General features: G+C 64.8%; 15 protein-coding genes. 7 read left to right on the top strand and 8 right to left on the bottom strand.

What is annotated here, in order from left to right:
• The first annotated feature begins 25 nt into the window (after nucleotides 1-25).
• The 3 genes from DTA22_RS02660 to DTA22_RS02670 all read left to right on the top strand — a co-directional run bounded on the left by DTA22_RS02660 (nucleotide 26) and on the right by DTA22_RS02670 (nucleotide 2,725).
• Nucleotides 26-526: a carboxymuconolactone decarboxylase family protein gene (locus DTA22_RS02660; RefSeq protein ID WP_112298415.1), complete on the top strand. Its 501-nt coding sequence runs from the start codon at nucleotides 26-28 to the stop codon at nucleotides 524-526.
• A 162-nt stretch (nucleotides 527-688) separates the two neighbouring features.
• Nucleotides 689-1,612, top strand: coding sequence for an MIP/aquaporin family protein (locus DTA22_RS02665; protein ID WP_218027696.1), 924 nt, complete (start codon nucleotides 689-691; stop codon nucleotides 1,610-1,612).
• 531 nt (nucleotides 1,613-2,143) lie between these two features.
• Entirely contained in the window at nucleotides 2,144-2,725 is a 582-nt protein-coding gene (locus tag DTA22_RS02670) for an NAD-dependent epimerase/dehydratase family protein (protein ID WP_112298416.1), read from the top strand.
• 356 nt (nucleotides 2,726-3,081) lie between these two features.
• On the opposite strand, the gene DTA22_RS02675 is transcribed toward DTA22_RS02670, so the two are convergent.
• Complete coding sequence (locus tag DTA22_RS02675) at nucleotides 3,082-3,477, bottom strand: hypothetical protein (RefSeq protein ID WP_112298417.1); 396 nt, start codon at nucleotides 3,475-3,477, stop codon at nucleotides 3,082-3,084.
• Nucleotides 3,478-3,699: 222 nt separating this feature from the next.
• Between DTA22_RS02675 and DTA22_RS02680 the strand changes: the two genes are divergently transcribed.
• Nucleotides 3,700-4,404, top strand: coding sequence for a hypothetical protein (locus DTA22_RS02680; protein ID WP_112298418.1), 705 nt, complete (start codon nucleotides 3,700-3,702; stop codon nucleotides 4,402-4,404).
• 75 nt (nucleotides 4,405-4,479) lie between these two features.
• Here the strand turns inward: DTA22_RS02680 and DTA22_RS02685 are convergent, their stop codons facing one another.
• Nucleotides 4,480-5,502, bottom strand: a complete 1,023-nt coding sequence (locus DTA22_RS02685) for an aldo/keto reductase (protein ID WP_112298419.1) — start codon at nucleotides 5,500-5,502, stop codon at nucleotides 4,480-4,482.
• 200 nt (nucleotides 5,503-5,702) lie between these two features.
• Here DTA22_RS02685 and DTA22_RS02690 point away from each other — a divergent pair, with 200 nt between their 5' ends.
• Together DTA22_RS02690 and DTA22_RS02700 are read left to right on the top strand one after the other, a co-directional pair.
• A complete protein-coding gene (locus tag DTA22_RS02690) occupies nucleotides 5,703-6,545 on the top strand; it encodes a helix-turn-helix transcriptional regulator (RefSeq protein ID WP_112298420.1) in 843 nt (280 codons plus the stop codon).
• A gap of 170 nt (nucleotides 6,546-6,715) precedes the next feature.
• A complete protein-coding gene (locus DTA22_RS02700) occupies nucleotides 6,716-7,372 on the top strand; it encodes a GyrI-like domain-containing protein (RefSeq protein WP_112298421.1) in 657 nt (218 codons plus the stop codon).
• Between the two features lie 126 nt (nucleotides 7,373-7,498).
• Here the strand turns inward: DTA22_RS02700 and dapA are convergent, their stop codons facing one another.
• Nucleotides 7,499-8,404 carry a 4-hydroxy-tetrahydrodipicolinate synthase gene (gene dapA / locus DTA22_RS02705; RefSeq protein WP_112298422.1) on the bottom strand — a complete coding sequence of 302 codons (906 nt, stop codon included), beginning with the start codon at nucleotides 8,402-8,404 and terminating at the stop codon, nucleotides 7,499-7,501.
• A 394-nt stretch (nucleotides 8,405-8,798) separates the two neighbouring features.
• Between dapA and DTA22_RS02710 the strand changes: the two genes are divergently transcribed.
• Nucleotides 8,799-9,431 carry a hypothetical protein gene (locus DTA22_RS02710; protein WP_112298423.1) on the top strand — a complete coding sequence of 211 codons (633 nt, stop codon included), beginning with the start codon at nucleotides 8,799-8,801 and terminating at the stop codon, nucleotides 9,429-9,431.
• An 80-nt stretch (nucleotides 9,432-9,511) separates the two neighbouring features.
• Here DTA22_RS02710 and DTA22_RS02715 read toward each other — a convergent pair whose 3' ends face one another.
• The 5 genes from DTA22_RS02715 to DTA22_RS02740 all read right to left on the bottom strand — a co-directional run bounded on the left by DTA22_RS02715 (nucleotide 9,512) and on the right by DTA22_RS02740 (nucleotide 16,888).
• Entirely contained in the window at nucleotides 9,512-11,752 is a 2,241-nt protein-coding gene (locus DTA22_RS02715) for an NADP-dependent isocitrate dehydrogenase (protein WP_037231715.1), read from the bottom strand.
• A gap of 322 nt (nucleotides 11,753-12,074) precedes the next feature.
• A complete protein-coding gene (locus tag DTA22_RS02720) occupies nucleotides 12,075-12,947 on the bottom strand; it encodes an LLM class F420-dependent oxidoreductase (RefSeq protein ID WP_112298424.1) in 873 nt (290 codons plus the stop codon).
• A 1,484-nt stretch (nucleotides 12,948-14,431) separates the two neighbouring features.
• Entirely contained in the window at nucleotides 14,432-15,340 is a 909-nt protein-coding gene (locus DTA22_RS02730; protein WP_037231713.1) for a hypothetical protein, read from the bottom strand.
• A 375-nt stretch (nucleotides 15,341-15,715) separates the two neighbouring features.
• Nucleotides 15,716-16,039, bottom strand: coding sequence for a hypothetical protein (locus DTA22_RS02735; RefSeq protein WP_037231712.1), 324 nt, complete (start codon nucleotides 16,037-16,039; stop codon nucleotides 15,716-15,718).
• Between the two features lie 111 nt (nucleotides 16,040-16,150).
• Nucleotides 16,151-16,888, bottom strand: a complete 738-nt coding sequence (locus DTA22_RS02740; RefSeq protein ID WP_112298425.1) for a class I SAM-dependent methyltransferase — start codon at nucleotides 16,886-16,888, stop codon at nucleotides 16,151-16,153.
• Nucleotides 16,889-16,950: the final 62 nt, after the last annotated feature.

The raw sequence follows: 16,950 nt of genomic DNA on the forward strand, positions 1-16,950 counted from the left end.
CCACTCGGGACGTAGCGTTGCTGGCATGACGATGAACGAAGTACACGAAAGCACGGAATTTCTCCCCGAGCACGCACCCCGCCTGGACTGGGCAAAGCTCGCACCCGAGGCATACAAAGCGATGATCCGTCTCGACACGGCCGCGAGGCAGGGCGTCGAACCGACGTTGCTCAACCTGGTCAAGATCCGCGCGTCCCAGATCAACCACTGCGCCTTCTGCCTGGACATGCACAGCAAGGACGCGCTGGCCGCCGGCGAATCGGCGGAGCGCATCATCCAGCTCAACGCATGGACGGAGTCGCGGCACTTCTACACGGCGAAGGAGATCGCGGCGATCGAACTGACCGAGGCGATCACCGTACTCACGGACGGATTCGTCCCGGACGAGGTGTACGCGAAGGCCGCGAGCGAGTTCGACGAGACCGAACTGGCCCGACTCATCGTTGCGATCGCGACGATCAACACGTGGAACCGTTTCGGCGTATCCACCCGATTGGTCCCCGGTCACTACACGCCGGACTCCTGATTCACCGAGCGAGCGAACGCGACAGGGCTACCGGCGAACTCGCGGAGGGGCCTCGCGTCCGAATCCCGGTATCCGGGCGGGACAGTGTCCGAAAACAACCAGGACCTGCTGCCCGGATACGTCCGGAATCCCCTTTCGGCACACCGACACTAGGAGAACATGGTGAGTACCGCTTCGGCTCTTCCACGCCGGCAGCCACTGGCGCGTGCCGCCGACGAGTTCGCGCTCACCGTAGTCCTGCTGTTCCTCGCAGTGACTGTCGTCCGGTGGTTGCGTGATCCGGGCTCCGCCCTCTACATCGCCGACCTGGACGTCGCACTTGCCATCATCGGGGTTGTCAGCGGGATCATCCTCACCAGTCTGATGTTCAGCCCACCCGGCAAACGCGCTGGCGGGCACATGAATCCCGCCGTGACCATTGCCTTGTGGCTCATGAACGCCTTCCCTGGTCAAAGTGTTCCGCCCTACATACTCGCCCAACTTGCGGGTTCAGCGGTGGGGACGGGGCTCGCGCGCCTGGTGTGGGGGCGTGCGGTCTCGTTCCCTCCTGTCGACTACGCCGCAATCAGGGCCGCGTCCACCTGGCAGCCCGCGTCCGTCTTTCTCGCCGAGATGGGCTCGATGATGGTCCTGATCGTTGTCGTCGGGTTCTTCCTGACCCGTCCCGGTTGTGCACGCCTGCTGCCGTACGTCATCGGACTGTCAGTCGGGCTGGTCATCGCATTCCTCGGTCCCCGCAGCGGGGGATCGATCAACCCCGCCCGCCAGTTCGGTCCTGCTGCACTCTCTGGGCGCACGACCGATCTATGGATTTATCTGGTCGCACCGGTCCTGGGAGCGGTTCTCGGGGCGTCGGTCGACCACGCACTCAACCGGCGGTTCCGCACACGCCGTGCGCTCGTGACGATCCCCACTGCTTTCGTCCCCGACCTGCCGCAATCGCCGAGTGCTTCAGCTGCAGCTGTTCAGGGACCCTTCCCGGTGCGGAGATCCGTCTGCTCGCCACAAGCCATTTCGCGTTGGAGACGCATCGTCAAGCGATCGCCGACCTCGTGCGGGACGTCCTTCATCCATCGCATCCACTGACCTCACAAGCTGGGACGTACCGATCCGCGTTCGCCCCGTTCCATTCTCGGCATCAGATGCCGGGAACAACTCAGAAAAGGGTTTGACATGAAGAATCTTGCTCGTGGTGCACTGATCGCGGTTGCGGCCGTCACTGTCATCGGAGGGTTCGGCGCCGGCGCCGCGTCGGCACATCCGGCAGACGCTCTGGACAATCTGGCATTGGTCCACCAGTCGTCGATCGACAACTCGTTCCCTCACCATCCTCACAACCCCATCGGCCCTCCCCGCGTCGGCCCCAACCCATTCGGTCACGAGCGGGGAGGTCCAACAGAACGTCCCAGGTTCAACCCGTTCCAGTGGAGTATCTGTCCCGGCATTTCTCCTCAGAGCCATTGCGTCCCTTAAAGGCCGCTGTGGTCGGCTGTCTATCGTGTTCCGGCCTGCACAGAGGCCCGCGCTTCCGAAAGGGCAGGTACCCGTATGACATCGTGCCGCGGTTGGCGGCGGCGGTTCAGTTCTAACTACAGTTTCGTATAGTCAGGAGTAATCATGAAGATATTTCTTGCCGGCGCATCCGGCGTGATTGGGCAACGGCTGATTCCCCGGTTGATTCTGGCGGGGCACGTAGTCGGCGGCATGACGCGCTCGCCCAGCAAAACGGAGCTATTGAGCCACCTCGGTGCCGAACCGGTTCTTTGTGATGTCTTCGACCGGGAGGCTGTCATCCAGGCGGTTCGTGACTTCAGGCCGGACGTCATGCTGAACGAGCTGACCGATCTGCCGGATGATGCGGCCCAGATCAGTGAACACGCAGATCTGAACGCTCGCATCCGAACCGAGGGAACCCAGAATCTGATCGAGGCCGCGCGGCGGAGCGGGTCGCCGAAGATCCTGGCCCAAAGCGTCGCCTGGCAATTGCCTGATGGGCCCGACGCTCAGGCGGTCGCAGAATTGGAGCGTTCCGTTCTCGCCGAGGGTGGCGTTGTATTGCGCTATGGACAGTTCTACGGGCCCGGCACCTACAACGAGCAGAAACAACCTGAGGCGCCGCGGGTTCACATCGACCGAGCTGCCGAACGAACGGTAGAGGCGCTGGGCGAGCCAACGGGCGTCGTCGACATCATCGACTGAGCGCGCGACCGGGGTCCGGCTGACCATCGCGCTGTGGTGAATTCGGGGTAGTGAGGAGAAGTCGCGGCGATCATGTTCGGGTCGGCCGCGGATCGGTTGAACTGCGAACCCTGACGACACGAGTTCGAGCCCCCTGGCCGGCAACTCGAGGCCTCGGGTGATCGCGCCGCGGCCCCCGCTGTCAGCCTCACCAACTGCAGGCAGTCCACGACGATCAGACGCAGCTCCCACTGATCGTCGTCGAGGCAAAACGCGAACCAGGCCGGGCAGGCACCAGTCGACGAACCCTAAGGGGTCGAGGTCGGCCAAGGGTTGTTCGTCGTGGACGAGCCGGCGCATCCTCTGACTCCCGCGGGTCACTTTCGCCAGAACAGGTGATGGTTTGCGCCGCTCGGACTGGGTACGACGTCGAGGTGGAATCGGTCGAGTAGCTCGTCGGGCGACTGCCAAAGTTGCAGTCCGGATCCGAGTTTCACCGGTGAGACCGCCACGTGCATGGTGTCGACGAGGTCGGCGTCGAGTCGGACGTCCTTGCCCTGAGCGGCCTCACGCGCCTGCTCGAGGACGGCACCCGGGTCACCGCCGACGAAGTGGAACGTGGTGTCGGAGAGGGTGAAGGAGGGACGCTTGTGGTGGGTCATGACGAACACCGGAGTGTCGAGGCCGAACGGACTCTCGAGGCTCTGTTGGTCACCGGCACCGATACCGTCACTCGAGACGTTGAAGTTCTGGACTCTCAGTAGCTGTTTCACTCGTTCTCCCGCACTCTTGACGACAGATGCAAAGGTTGAGAATTCCCGCGTCCGAGAAACTCATCGTGCGGCGCTCCAACGAACGCACCTCGCGGCGGACTGTCACCGAGGTGGCAACGAGCGCGAACGGACGGTGCTCGAAGGTAAGCTCGTCAACTCGGCAGTCCGTGATCACAGGACGCGCGGATGACCACGGGGGATCGCGAGGGAGGACGTATTCGAATGCGACGCGTCGTACGGGCCTTCTGGGGGCCGAGGCCGGAGCCGGTCGACACGCTGGCGGGACGGTGGCGGCAGACGTTGGAGCAAGTCACGGAGCTGCTGCCGAGGGCTGTGTCGCCGGTGCGAGGCGAGTGGCGGCAGGTTCACGCGTCGGGACCGGACACCGCCTGTACGCCGGACGAGCTGACGGCGATTCTTCTGGTCACTCAGGGGGCGGAAGCGTGGTCGGACCTGACGGGGACCGGGTTGCGGTTGGTATGTTCCGGGGAGGTCGGATGGGCGGTCGAACTCTCCGGCGTGGCCGGTGGCGCCCCGCAGTTTCTGCTGCAGTCACTGGTTTTGGCGGTCGACGCACCCGAGGGTGCGGTCGTACCCGAATCTGGACTGCTCGCGATGCTTGCGTCGGTGTGGGAACCGGACTTCGGCGACGTCAGCGACGACGCCATTCTCGATGCCCTCGAAGACGACGCCGGATTCACCGTCGGCGATCCGGTCGTCGGCCGGTTCGGCTTTCTGTGCGCGGCCCGCGCAGTCCTGGTACCCGACGGCCTGGAGGCGGTTCGCCAGGATATGCCGGGCAGCGGCGTGCTGCTGCACATCGCAGCGCCGGGCGACATCGACACGGTGGTTCACGTATACGGCCGGCTACGGGACACCGGGGCACTCGAGCCGTTGCCACGGCCGCTGGACCGGCCAACAATGTGAGGTCGCGCGACACCGGCGGAGCCGACGTAGCCGGGATTCCGTCGGCGCCGTTGCGGAGGGTGGAGGTCGACGCGGTCAGGCGGCGCTCCGTTCAGCGACGGGTCGACGACGCAGACTCGGGGTCTGGATGGCGGGGGGCACGTACGCCTGGTCGAGCGTGCCGACGTCTGTGCCGGGCGGGACGATCTCGTCGATCCGGTCGAGGATGTCATCGGTGAGCGCGACATCGATGCCGGCGAGAAGGTCGTCGAGGTGACTCATCGTGCGCGGCCCGATGATCGCGCTGGTGACCCCCGGGTGAGCGATCGTGAACGCCATCGCGAGGTGTGTCATCGGCATTCCCGCGTCTTGTGCGAGCGGGATGAGCTGCTCGACGACGTCGAGGCGATGGGCGTCGCCGAGGTGTGTGAAGATTTTCGCACGGCGCAGGTCGTTGTGCTGCCCCTTGCGGACGCGGCCGGTGAGCAGCCCCTGCGCGAAGGGCCCCCAGACCAGCGTGCCCATTCCGTAGCGCTGTGTGACAGGTAGCACCTCGCGTTCGATTGCCCGGTTGAGCAGCGAGTAGGGCGGTTGCTCGGTGCGGAACCGTTCCAGGCCACGCCGCTCAGCGACCCACTGCGCCTCGACGATGTCGGACGCGGGCATCGTGGACGTTCCGATCGCACGGACCTTGCCGCTGCGGATCAGGTCGGTGAGCGCCGACAGGGTTTCCTCGATGTCAGTGGTCGGGTCCGGTCGCTGGATCTGGTACAGGTCGATGCGGTCGGTCTGCAGGCGGCGCAGCGAGTTCTCGACCGCGGTCACGATCCAGCGCCGCGAGGCGCCCTGCTGGTTGGGGTCGTCCCCCATGGGGCGGCTCACCTTGGTCGTGAGGACGACGTTGTCACGACGCCCCTCGAGTGCCCGGCCCACGATCTCTTCCGAGTCTCCGTACGCATCGGCGGTATCGATGAAATTGATCCCCGCGTCCAGGGCCTTATGGATGATGCGGGCCGAGTCGTCGGGGTCGGGGTTGCCGATGGACGTGGCGAACATCAAGGTGCCGAGCGCGTAGGGGCTGACCTTGATCCCTGTTCGGCCGAGCGTGCGGTACTGCATGTGTCCACACCTTCCTGGTGGGGTGATTCGGTTCCTGGGCGGCGCTCTGGGTGATCACCCTGGCGGGTCTGCGCCAGCACTCGCCGGGTTCGAGGTTCTGGCTTCCAGAGTGCGGCTATGTGGATGACGGCGGAAGGACGTCTCTATCCGGGGACCCGCCGTCCCTGGCTGCGTCCGCTGCCCGGGGCCATGATGGTGGCGTGGACAGAACCGAGCTGGCCGATTTCCTTCGCCACTGCCGGACCCGACTCACGCCCGCCGTCGTGGGACTGCCTCAGGGCACTCGGCGCCGCACCCCGGGTTTGCGCCGCGAAGAGGTGGCGCAGCTTGCAGGGATGTCCGCCGACCACTACACGCGGCTGGAGCAGGCCAGGGGCTCACACCCGTCTCGCCAGATGCTCGCTGCCGTCGCCCGTGCGCTGAGGCTGACCAGCGATGAACGCGACCACCTCTTCCATCTGGCCGGTGAAGAGCCCTCGCGAGACCGGCCTGCCACCGAACACGTTCGCCCCGGCCTCCTCCTCGTCCTCGACCGTCTGGTCGACATCCCTGCTCAGGTGGTCAGCGATCGCGGCGACATCCTTGCGCAGAACGCCATGGCCAAAGCGCTCACCGGTGACGCATCGGCCCGCCCCCCAGCGGAGCGCAACGTCGTGTGGCGCTTTTTCACGGACCCGTCCGCGCGCGAGCTCTTCCCCGTCGAAGAACACGACAACGCCGCCCGGACGGCAGTAGCGGACTTGCGCGCCACGCTCGCCCGGCGCCCGGACGACGCACGGCTGGCGAAACTCGTCAGCGAACTCCGCGCCAGGAGTGAAGAATTCTCCGCCCTGTGGGACACCCACCACGTCGCCGTACGCCGCGCCGACACCAAGCGCTTCTTGCATCCAGCCGTCGGCCCACTGGAGCTGGACTGCGAGGTACTCCTCAGCCCCGAGCACGATCAGCGCCTGGTCGTCTACACCGCACGCCCGGGCAGCGAATCCCACGAGCGGCTCGAACTGCTACGCGTGGTGGGCTTGCAGGACCTGACCCGTGGCTGAGACGCCACCCGAGACAACGCCACATCTGCCGACGATGCCGCTGTTCGTCCGCTACGACGGCGAGGTACCCAGACCAAAGACGCCGGAACCGGCGCGTGAGGTGTTCTCATATCTATCGGGCCTCTCGGAGGCAGAAAGGTGGCGGCTCGCTACGCGAGTCCAGGTGCCCTATGACGGACAAGCCCGACTTCAAGAAAACCCTCGATGCCTACCATGCTCCCCGAGGCGAGTTCCGGATCGTCGACGTGCCCGACATGCAATACCTGATGATCGACGGTCACGGCGACCCCAACACCTCACCGGCGTTCAGCGACGCCGTCGAAGCGCTCTACCCCCTCGCGTACAAGCTGAAGTTCGCAAGCAAGCGTGACCTCGGCCGCGACTACGTCGTCCCTCCGCTGGAGGGCTTGTGGTGGGCCGAGGACATGGACTCCTTCACCGCGGTGCGGGACAAGTCGCGATGGGACTGGACAATGATGATCATGACCCCGAACTGGGTCGACGAGGCCATGTTCACCACCGCTGTCGAAAAGGCCGGTGCCAAGACCCGCCCGGCACGTCTCGACGACGTCCGACTCGAGGCGCTGAGCGAAGGGCGGTGTGTGCAGACACTGCACACCGGTTCCTTCGACGGCGAAGCAGTCGTGCTTGCACAAATGCATGACGAGTTCATCCCCAGCAACGGACTGCGGTTGTCCGGCAAGCATCACGAGATCTACCTCAACGACTTCCGCAAGATCGCGCCCGAGAAGCAACGCACACTCCTCAGACAGCCGATCACCACCAATCGCGGCTCCGACCAGCTAACGATCGACACCGAGACGTGATGCACTCCGCGGGTCCGTCGCCAAGGACGGCGGCGCCTTCGCGTAGTCGCGCACTCGTTCGGCACCCGTCGACCAGGTCGGTGGTGGAAACGTCGGTGTCGCGGCTCTGAGGGATGCTCAGTCCTGTCAGTGCAGCAACCCCGAAGCGAACAGCCCCGTCCGTAGTGCCTCGTACTCGCCGTCGTCGAGGGCAAGCAGTGGGGACCTCACGGTTCTGTTCTGCAGCACACCGAGCAGTTGCAGCGCCCCCTTTACGGTCGTCGCGCCGTAATTGGGGACACCCATGACCGCACGCAAGGCCGGCTGAAGACGGGCATTGATTTCCCGTGCGGTGTGGACGTCTCCCGCGAAGAATGCGTCAATCATCGTGCGGATCTCGTCACCTGCCACGTGACCGAGAACAGAGACAACTCCGCACGCCCCATACGCCAAGAAACCCAGAGTGAGGCTGTCGTCTCCCGAGTAGACCGCAAAGCCCAATTCGCGCAGCATGATCGCCTGAGTGGGGTCTCCAGCGGCATCCTTCACTGCGACCACGGACGGCCAATCCGCCATCGCCTCGAATGTCGACGGTGCCAGCTTGGTACCGGCCCGGCCGGGAATGTCGTAGACCATGACAGGAGCATCGACTGCATCCACTACGTACCGGAAGTGCTGCAGTACACCGCCCTGGCTCGGCTTGTTGTAGTACGGCGTCACCAGCAGCAGCCCGTCGGCACCGTGCGTGACAGCCTGCCTCGCCAATTCCAGCGTGTGCCGTGTGTCGTTCGTTCCCACCCCGGCAACGATCTTCGCGCGGTCGCCCACCGCATCCTTGACCACTCGCAGAATCCGACCATCCTCGGAGGTGGTGGTCGTCGCCGCCTCACCGGTCGTTCCCGAGACGACAAGTCCGTCGTGTCCATGATCGACTAGATGTATGGCGATCCGGGCAGTCGCCTCCTCATCGATCTCGCCATCCACGGTGAACGCCGTAGCCATCGCGGTAAGAACGCGCCCGAACGGAGCCACCGGCGCTGACGAAACGGTCATCGCCCCAGTGTATGCGCGACGAACCGGCGACAACCCTGACGGGACTGATGTTTCACTCGTCACCATCCATGGCGGCACGGGCGACAGCCCGGCCCAGTCGTTCTACGAGGTCGGCATGCAGCTGATCAGTCATCACTGATCAGTCTCCAGGAAAACCCGCACCGAGTGGCCCATTCGTGCCTCCGCGACCCGTTCCGATTTCAGAGCCGCGAGGACGTCTCCGAATTGCGCAGAGCCAATGAGATATTGACGCAGCTGGACCGTTCGTCGCGGCAACGGACCCCGACCACCACAACACACCCGAGCACCCCGATCAACCGCCCGTGGCCGCACCCCGCGGAACCAGATCACCCATCGGACGGTTGAGGTCCGCAATGCCGGGTACCCACCGGTCATGACCACCGAACACGTGCTGCGCCATCGTTCCCCGCGGGCGGAGGATTACCCCACCGTCCGGATAGTCGCGGACCGCGAAGCCCAGGTGATGCGGACGCTGGGGCGGGCGGTGAACATCCTCTCGGCCGGCGACGTGCCGTTCGCGGTCGGCGGGGACTGCGCCGTGTACGCCCGCGGCGGCCCGCCACCCGAGCACCAGGTGACCATCATCGCCTCGGGCCAACACCTGACCGGCGCAAGGGCCGCGTTGGCTGCGGGTGGGATCCGGTCCATCATTCCCTCCCGGCTCGGGTCACGGGAGCTCGTCGGCGGTGATCTCCGGGTCGCACTGCTGTATCCGGCCTGTACCACCGGCCCCGGGGAGGGACTCCTCGAGCGGGCCGAGACGATGCGGATCGGGCAGCTCTGGGCACCGGTCCTCTGTGGAACCGATCTGATGATCGACAAACTCCGTCATCTCGGTTCTCATCGGTGTGATTTCGTGCCGATGCTGCCGGTCGCCCGCGCATTGTGCGGGCAGGTCGACTGGCCCACCGTGGCGAGGGCCACTGCCGACCTCCCCTGTGCCCGGGCCTTTTTGGGGCTGCTCGACGACCTGGCGGTCACAGGGTCGCTGGAGGGGCGGACCTGACCAACAAGGGCCAGGTCCCTCCCCCGCACCAGTGTTCGACCCGGGCACAGTTCACGAACCGGAGGTTCAGTGGTTCGGGCTCACTGTTGCGCGGCCGCCAGCGTGGTGTTCAAAGTCTTGCTCGGCCTCATCACGGCGTCGGCCTTCTCGCTGTCCGGCTGGTAGTAGCCGCCGATGTCAACCGGCGAGCCCTGCACCTCGATGAGCTCCCGCACGATGGTCTCCTCGTTCTGGGTCAACGCCTCGGCAAGCGTGGCGAAACGTTCCGCAAGTTCCTTGTCCTCGGTCTGCGCGGCGAGTTCCTGTGCCCAGTACAACGCGAGGTAGAACTGGCTGCCCCGGTTGTCGAGCTCGCCGGTCTTGCGCGACGGGTTCTTGTTCTCGTCGAGCAGCTTGCCGGTCGCCGCGTCGAGCGTCTTGGCCAGGATCTTGGCGTGCTCGTTGCCGGTCTTGATGCCGAGATCTTCCAGGCTGACGGCCAATGCCAGGAACTCACCAAGCGAATCCCATCGCAGGTGATTCTCCTCCACCAGCTGCTTGACGTGCTTGGGCGCCGACCCACCGGCGCCCGTCTCGTACATGCCACCGCCGGCCATCAGCGGCACGATCGACAGCATCTTGGCGCTGGTGCCGAGTTCCAGGATCGGGAACAGGTCGGTGAGGTAGTCGCGCAGGATGTTGCCGGTCGCGGCGATGGTGTCCATGCCGCGGATCAGCCGCTCCAGCGTGTAGCGCATCGAGCGCACCTGCGACATGATCTGGATGTCGAGGCCCTCGGTGTCATGATCCTGCAGGTACAGCTCGACCTTCTTGATCAGCTCGTTCTCGTGCGGGCGGTACGGGTCGAGCCAGAACAGCACCGGCATGCCGGAGTTGCGTGCCCGGGTGACCGCGAGCTTGACCCAGTCGCGGATCGGCGCGTCCTTGACGGTGCACATACGCCAGATGTCACCAGCCTCGACGTGCTGGGTGAGCAGCACCTCACCGGTCTCGACATCCACGAAGTTGGCGTCGCCGTCCTCCGGAATCTCGAAGGTCTTGTCGTGCGAGCCGTACTCCTCAGCCTTCTGCGCCATGAGCCCGACGTTGGGGACAGTGCCCATGGTCGTCGGGTCGAACGCGCCGTTGGTTTTACAGAAGTTGATGATCTCCTGGTAGATGCGCGCGAAGGTGGATTCCGGCATCACCGCCTTGGCGTCCTTGAGTCGCCCGTCGGCGCCGTACATCATGCCGCCCGAGCGGATCATCGCGGGCATCGAGGCGTCCACTATGACGTCGCTGGGCGAATGGAAGTTCGAGATGCCGCGGGCGGAGTCGACCATGGCCAACTCGGGACGGTGCTCATGGCAGTCGTGCAGGTCCTGAATAATCTCCTCGCGCTGCGTGCTCGGCAGTGTCTCGATCTTGTCGTAGAGGTCGACGAGGCCGTTGTTGACGTTGACGCCGAGTTCGTCGAACAGCTTCTGGTGCTTGGCGAAGGCGTCCTTGTAGAAGGTCTTGACCGCGTGGCCGAAGACGATGGGGTGCGACACCTTCATCATCGTCGCCTTGACGTGGAGGGAGAACATCACGCCCGTCTTGCGCGCATCCTCCATCTGCTCCTCGTAGAAGTCGAGCAAGGCCTTCTTGCTCATGAACATGCTGTCCATGATGTCGCCCTCGCCGAGGGTCAGCCCCTCCTTGAGGACGATCGTCTCGCCGCCGTCGGTCACCAACTCCATCCGGACCGTGCGCTGCCGGTCCAGTGTCATCGACTTCTCGCCGTGGTAGAAGTCGCCGTGCCGCATGTGCGCGACGTGGCTGCGCGAGGCCATCGACCACTCACCCATGCTGTGCGGGTGCTTGCGAACGTACTCCTTAACCGCCCGGGGTGCGCGGCGGTCGGAGTTGCCCTCACGCAGGACCGGGTTGACAGCACTGCCGAGGATCCTGCCGTAGCGCTGCCGGATATCGCGTTCCTCGTCGGTCTTGGGTGATTCCGGAAAGTCCGGAATCTGGTAGCCCTTGCCCTGCAGTTCCTTGATGGCGGCCAGGAGCTGCGGCACAGACGCGCTGATGTTCGGCAGCTTGATGATGTTGGTCTCGGGCAGTTGCGTCAACCGACCCAGCTCGGCCAAGTTGTCCGCGACGCGCTGCTCTTCGGTGAGGCGGTCGGGGAACTCGGCCAGGATCCGCGCCGGTACCGAGATGTCGCTGGACTCGACCTCGATGCCCGCGGCACCGGCGAAGGTGCGGACGATCGGCAGGAAGGCGTAGGTCGCGAGTAACGGCGCCTCGTCGGTCAGCGTGTAGATGATGGTTGGATGCTTATCGGCGCTCATGGTTGTTCTCCCGCGTCAGTTCGTTCCGAGGTCGATAGGCTCCTCGTGAGGCTATCGGTCTCGCGTCGAATCCAGGTTAGGTGCGACATCATCAGAGCATATTCAAGCGCCCGATTTTGATTCACTTCGACCATTCGGTTCACCATGCGAACACTCCGCGGTCAAGTGCGCATCGGTCGCGTTCACCGGGACCAGGCTGCGCGCCTCAACGTCCAGAGTCCGTCCACCACCGGCCTCGCCGAAGCGTCGCCACCATTCACTCCACCGAGGCCTGGCGGGCTACCGCGGACGACCGGATCCGGCGATCCGGACGTCGGAGGGATCACCAATCCGCGATCACCGGAACGACGCGCTCGCCCAAGACCTCGAGGGGCGTGATCGACGCGACTTGCGGTACCCATCCGTGAACGTGGGTGATCTCCAGCTTCGCCAAGTCCTCGAGCTGCCCCAGAAGGTGGTCCACGTTCTGTCCGTCCGCACCCGGGTCGAGTGGGAACATCACGGTCTTTTCGATGGCGTCGTAGTCGGTTCCGAGAGCGTCGCAGTGGCTCTTCAACACCTCCAGCTTGTGCGCGACCTCGGGTCCACCGAACAGGTTGCAGGCCTGCGCGTACTGCGCGACCAGCCGAAGCGTCTTCTTCTCACCCCCACCGCCGATCAGGATAGGCGGGTGTGGGCGCCGCAGCGGCTGCGGCACGTTCAACGTGCGGCCGAGTTGGTAGTGCGTTCCCTCGAACGGTCCGTCGTTGTCGCTCCACATCTGGAGGCAGATCTGCAGTGTTTCCTCCAGTCGTTCGAAGCGTTCGGCCGTGGGCGGAAAGTGGAGCCCGAGTCCCACACTTTCATCCTCGTTCCAGGCTGCGCCGATTCCCAGGTACGCACGTCCCTTGGACAGGACGTCGAGCGTGGTCACCGCCTTGGCGAGAAGGCCTGGCTCGCGGTAGACAGCGGCGGTGACCCAGGCCAGCAAGTCCACCTTCTTCGTGACGGCAGCGAGGTAACCGAGAGTGGTGTAGGCCTCGAGCATCTCGGTGTCGATCGGTCCCACCGGTTCGATCTGCCAGAGATGATCCATGACGCTGATCTTGCGGAAACCCACGTCCTCGGCGGTGACGGCAATGCGAGACAAGTCGTGCGCGAGGGTCGACGGGCCGTCCGGAAAGGTGAAGTCGGCGATGTGCAGTCCAAGTTCCATAGCACCACGTTATGCGTGTCGCCGACAACTACCCAGGGATCGTCAGTACCACCTTGGCCGCCCGACAGCCTGGTAGACGATCTCGGTGTCGAGTCCGAGTGGGGTTACGAAGCTATGCCTGCGGACGGTTCGAGGTGTCCGACGTGGTCAATTTTGCACTCGCGCAGCGAGTTGCGCGGATGTCGGCGATCTGGATCTCCTATCCAGTGGCCGGCCCGCGAATCAGATCGCGGCCACGGGGTCCTGCGTGCCGCGCGACAGCTCATCATTCGCTCGCGCAGCAGCGTCGCCGCACCCAGTCGGTACCGGAACCGGGTCTTCGTCATTCGGAAGTTCACAAGGATCTCCTCCTCTGCAGCACCCCCGAATGGCGTCCACCTGCAGGCGATTTCATGGCCTCCGCCTCGATGTCCGCATGTTTGCGCCTGCGGTTGACTTCGATCCAGACGACGCCAGCGCCCCGGCGAAATCATCGACATCGGATTGCGCAGCAACGCCACCCGGGGCGAGTCCGCCGCTGCGCTGCCGATCATGGATGAGCCGGTGGCCACTCGTGCCCGCACCGGCCGAGCTCGCGTCGATCACGAACTCGAAATCGCTGCGCGTCATCGACCAACACTCGCCCGGGCTGCGCCTGGTGATCACTTCCACCAATCCCGCCTGCGATGCGGGACAACAATGTCATCGAAAGCCGTAGTGTCGTGGGCATCCCACCGGCGACGCCCCTCCTCGAGGCGACGAGCGGTACGGCGACGCTCACGACGGAGGTCACGAGAACGCCCCTCGCCGTCGTAGCAGAGCGAGCACGAGCAGATCCCCGTGCCCGTGTACGCGAACGTCCAGAAGCAGTTCGTCGCGGGCAACCAGGCCCGATCACCCTGAAACCGGTCAGGGAGGTCGCAGACCTCGTGGCTGTCGGCGTGCCGCGGTTCAACGGAGAGTTCGCCACGGCGAAGACGAACCCAAACAGGTGAATGCGCATCGGTACGGGACAAGGCGGTGCCTTTCAGCGCTCATGCGCCCCGGCCCGCTACCCCCGAATGAGGACGGACCGGGGCGGTGGTTGCTGCACCGCGTCCCTCGCCCGCCGAAGCGGGCGTCGCCTTCCGAACGAACTCATACCGCCCATCCTTGCATCCACATACGACACACCGGACCCGGGAGCACCCGGACATCACAGACGGACTACGCAAGCAACCCCCGAACAGCGACAAGCCGCGCTCGCACATGCGCATCGCGCAGTACCGCCCGTCAGTTCTGGAACCACAGGGATGCGCCACCAGGGTCCACCAGTCACTGGGTGAAGCATCGCTGCAAGCACCCTTCCTCCGCCGGACGCGCTACCTGCCTCCAAGCCGGTTCCCAGGGACGGGCAGTCGTTCGCCCAGATGGGTCGATGTTTCTCGCTGCGTGCCGACTGGGGCTCCCGCACCTCGCCGCCGCTCATTCCATCGGACGAGACCTCGCCGGGCCCCGGCATCCAATCACTGAAAGTAGGGCGCATAGTCGCTGAATGGAACCTGGCCGGTGGCGCTCGACCGTATTGCGTCGGCGACCGCCGACGGAATGGGGGCCCAGTGGGCAGGCATCGCGGCCGCCAGCGAGGGGTTCAAAATGTAGAGCAGGGCGAAGTTCACAATCCAGAGCGGCGGCGCCATCGACATGCCGACCTCCGAACTGACCCCCTCCCTGGTGTTGGTCACCAGTTGTGCTGCGCCCGAAATCTGTTGCGCTGCGAAGCCATACACCGCTTGCACCGTGTACGCCGACCGGTAGAGCGCTATCAGGGTGTGTGTCGCACCGTTGTTCCTCAACCATGTGCCGACAAAACCGCCGGGAGCGATCAAGGAGTTCACCTGCCTCGTCGGCGCATCCGCGTTGGCCGGACTCTCCAGGAGTCCGCTGGTGTTCACGTAGAGCCCGTAGCTGGCCAGAACCGACGGTGTGGGGTGGCCGTCGACGTGGGAATAGAGGGGACGGCCGTTCGTATTGGTGAGGATACGGGCGCATGCATCGATCACCTCGGCAGCTTCTCGGCTGCCGCCGACCCCGCCGCCGGCGACGAGGTCGCGATACTGCTCCTCGGATAACGCGTCTGCCCTGTTGAGCCCCACCTGGCCGGCAATCTCGTCCGCCGCTTGCTGACCGAGGGGCTGGTTGAGCTGATCCGGGCCGGTCACCTGGGTCGGTGCCAGGCGCTCGTAGCCGGGTGCCCCGGCGAAGGGGATCGCGAACCCGGTGTCGACGGTGTCTGCGGCCGGTTCGCCGCTGGCTGTCTGGGTGGCCGACAGGGCGAGAAGGCACACTCCAACCAGCGTCAGTATCGAGATGGTCCTGCGGTGGGGGGTTGCTCCGCGTCGATGCCCCGGACCCGCTAACCCTGTGCCGCGCATACGTCAACCTCCCAGAACACCGTCGGGCGATCGAACACGAGCTTGAATTACAGTCAAACGTCGGCAGTGACGCCGTGTCAAGCCTCGCGCGAGATGCGCGTGCAGTCCTCTTCGTTGCCTCATACGAGAATGCGCACCTATGGCGGTCCTACCCGGCTGCGTGTCGCCGGCAGCAGCATCCATACCGAACATCATGGTTCCCTGCAGTGGACCGGTTCATCGATGGTCGCCCACGGACGTCGACTGGGCAGTTTCCGTGCACGACACCAGTCTTCCCGTCGGCAGCCTGGGGACGCCACGAACACGACTACACCCAGGTGTGCCCGTCCTCGAACGATCTGACGGGCACTAGCCGATGCTTCGGTGCGCGGAGTCTCAGTCGCCGATGTAGCCGGTCTCGGGGTTGATCTGACGGAGGAAGTCGCGGATCGACTCGCGATGCTCGTCAACCGTGTTCGGCTGGTGCGCGGCGGATGGGGCATTCGCTCGGTCTTGAATGCTGGAATAGGCAATGTGTTGAAAGCTGGAAAATCCGTACCCCGCGTTCGGGCCGGACTCCCAGTCATAGTCGCAGGCGCCTGGTTCCTCTGGACGTAGCCTCACGCGGAAAACCTCGCCATCGACCGTCACGGTGAACGGCCCATCGTCAGCCGTCGGTCGACTGTCACCTGCGGGCTCGTCGTGATCCTCGGTACGCACGAACGCATCTTCACATGCACCGAGCGTGTCGGATGGTGACTTGCGCCGGACACCGAGCTGTCGAGTGGTCTTCCGGTTCTCCCGATGGGCGTTCGGAGAACGATCGGTGGCTCACGTGGCGGTCAGGGCGATAAGCCACGTCATGTAATGCTCGACCACGCTGCCTCCGAGTTCACGAACAGCGGCAGCCGCACGTTCGGCCTCCTCGACGCTCCAGTCGCTGAACGTCGAGAACAGCTGGAACACTTGCCGGTCGTTCAGCTCGATACTCCACCGAAAGGTGCGGACAACATCAACGGAGAACAAGGCCGCCCGAGTCAACTCAGCGGACAGTTCTGCAACATCCTCCGCATCGATTCCGGGGCGCGGAGGTGCACCGCGATCCTGCACAATCCGCGCAACACGCTCCCTGAACGGCGTCCTGACATCGGGGACGCCGAAGACATTCCGCCACACCAGGAATATCCCTCGACGGGTTAACGCACGGTGAACCTTCGGAAGAACCACATCCAGATCCATCCAGTGAATCGACGTGGCCGCGACTGCGACATCGAAGCCGTTCTCAGGGAGCTCGACGTCTTCGGCCCGCTCGACAATGACCGCCGCCTCCGGGTTCGCGCTCCGAAGGCGTGCGGCGAGCTGACATCCAGGCTCCACTGCGGTGACGGTCAGGCCCGCGGCGAGCAGCGGTCCGGTCGCTTGCCCGGTTCCCGCTCCGAGGTCCAGGGCGCGGCGGCCAGGTTGCAGAACCCCGAGACCGCCAAGGGCGTTCCACAGGGCGGGCGGATATGGCGGCCGCGCCTCACTGTAGATGTCAGCTAAAGCCTCGAAGTGCATCGGGTCCACCACATCGACATTCTAGGTTTCCTGAGCCTGTCACCAGCCCGTGCGTCGGTCCACCTCGTAAGAGC

Origin of the sequence: Rhodococcus wratislaviensis, assembly GCF_900455735.1 — a bacterium.
GTDB lineage: Bacteria > Actinomycetota > Actinomycetes > Mycobacteriales > Mycobacteriaceae > Rhodococcus_F > Rhodococcus_F wratislaviensis.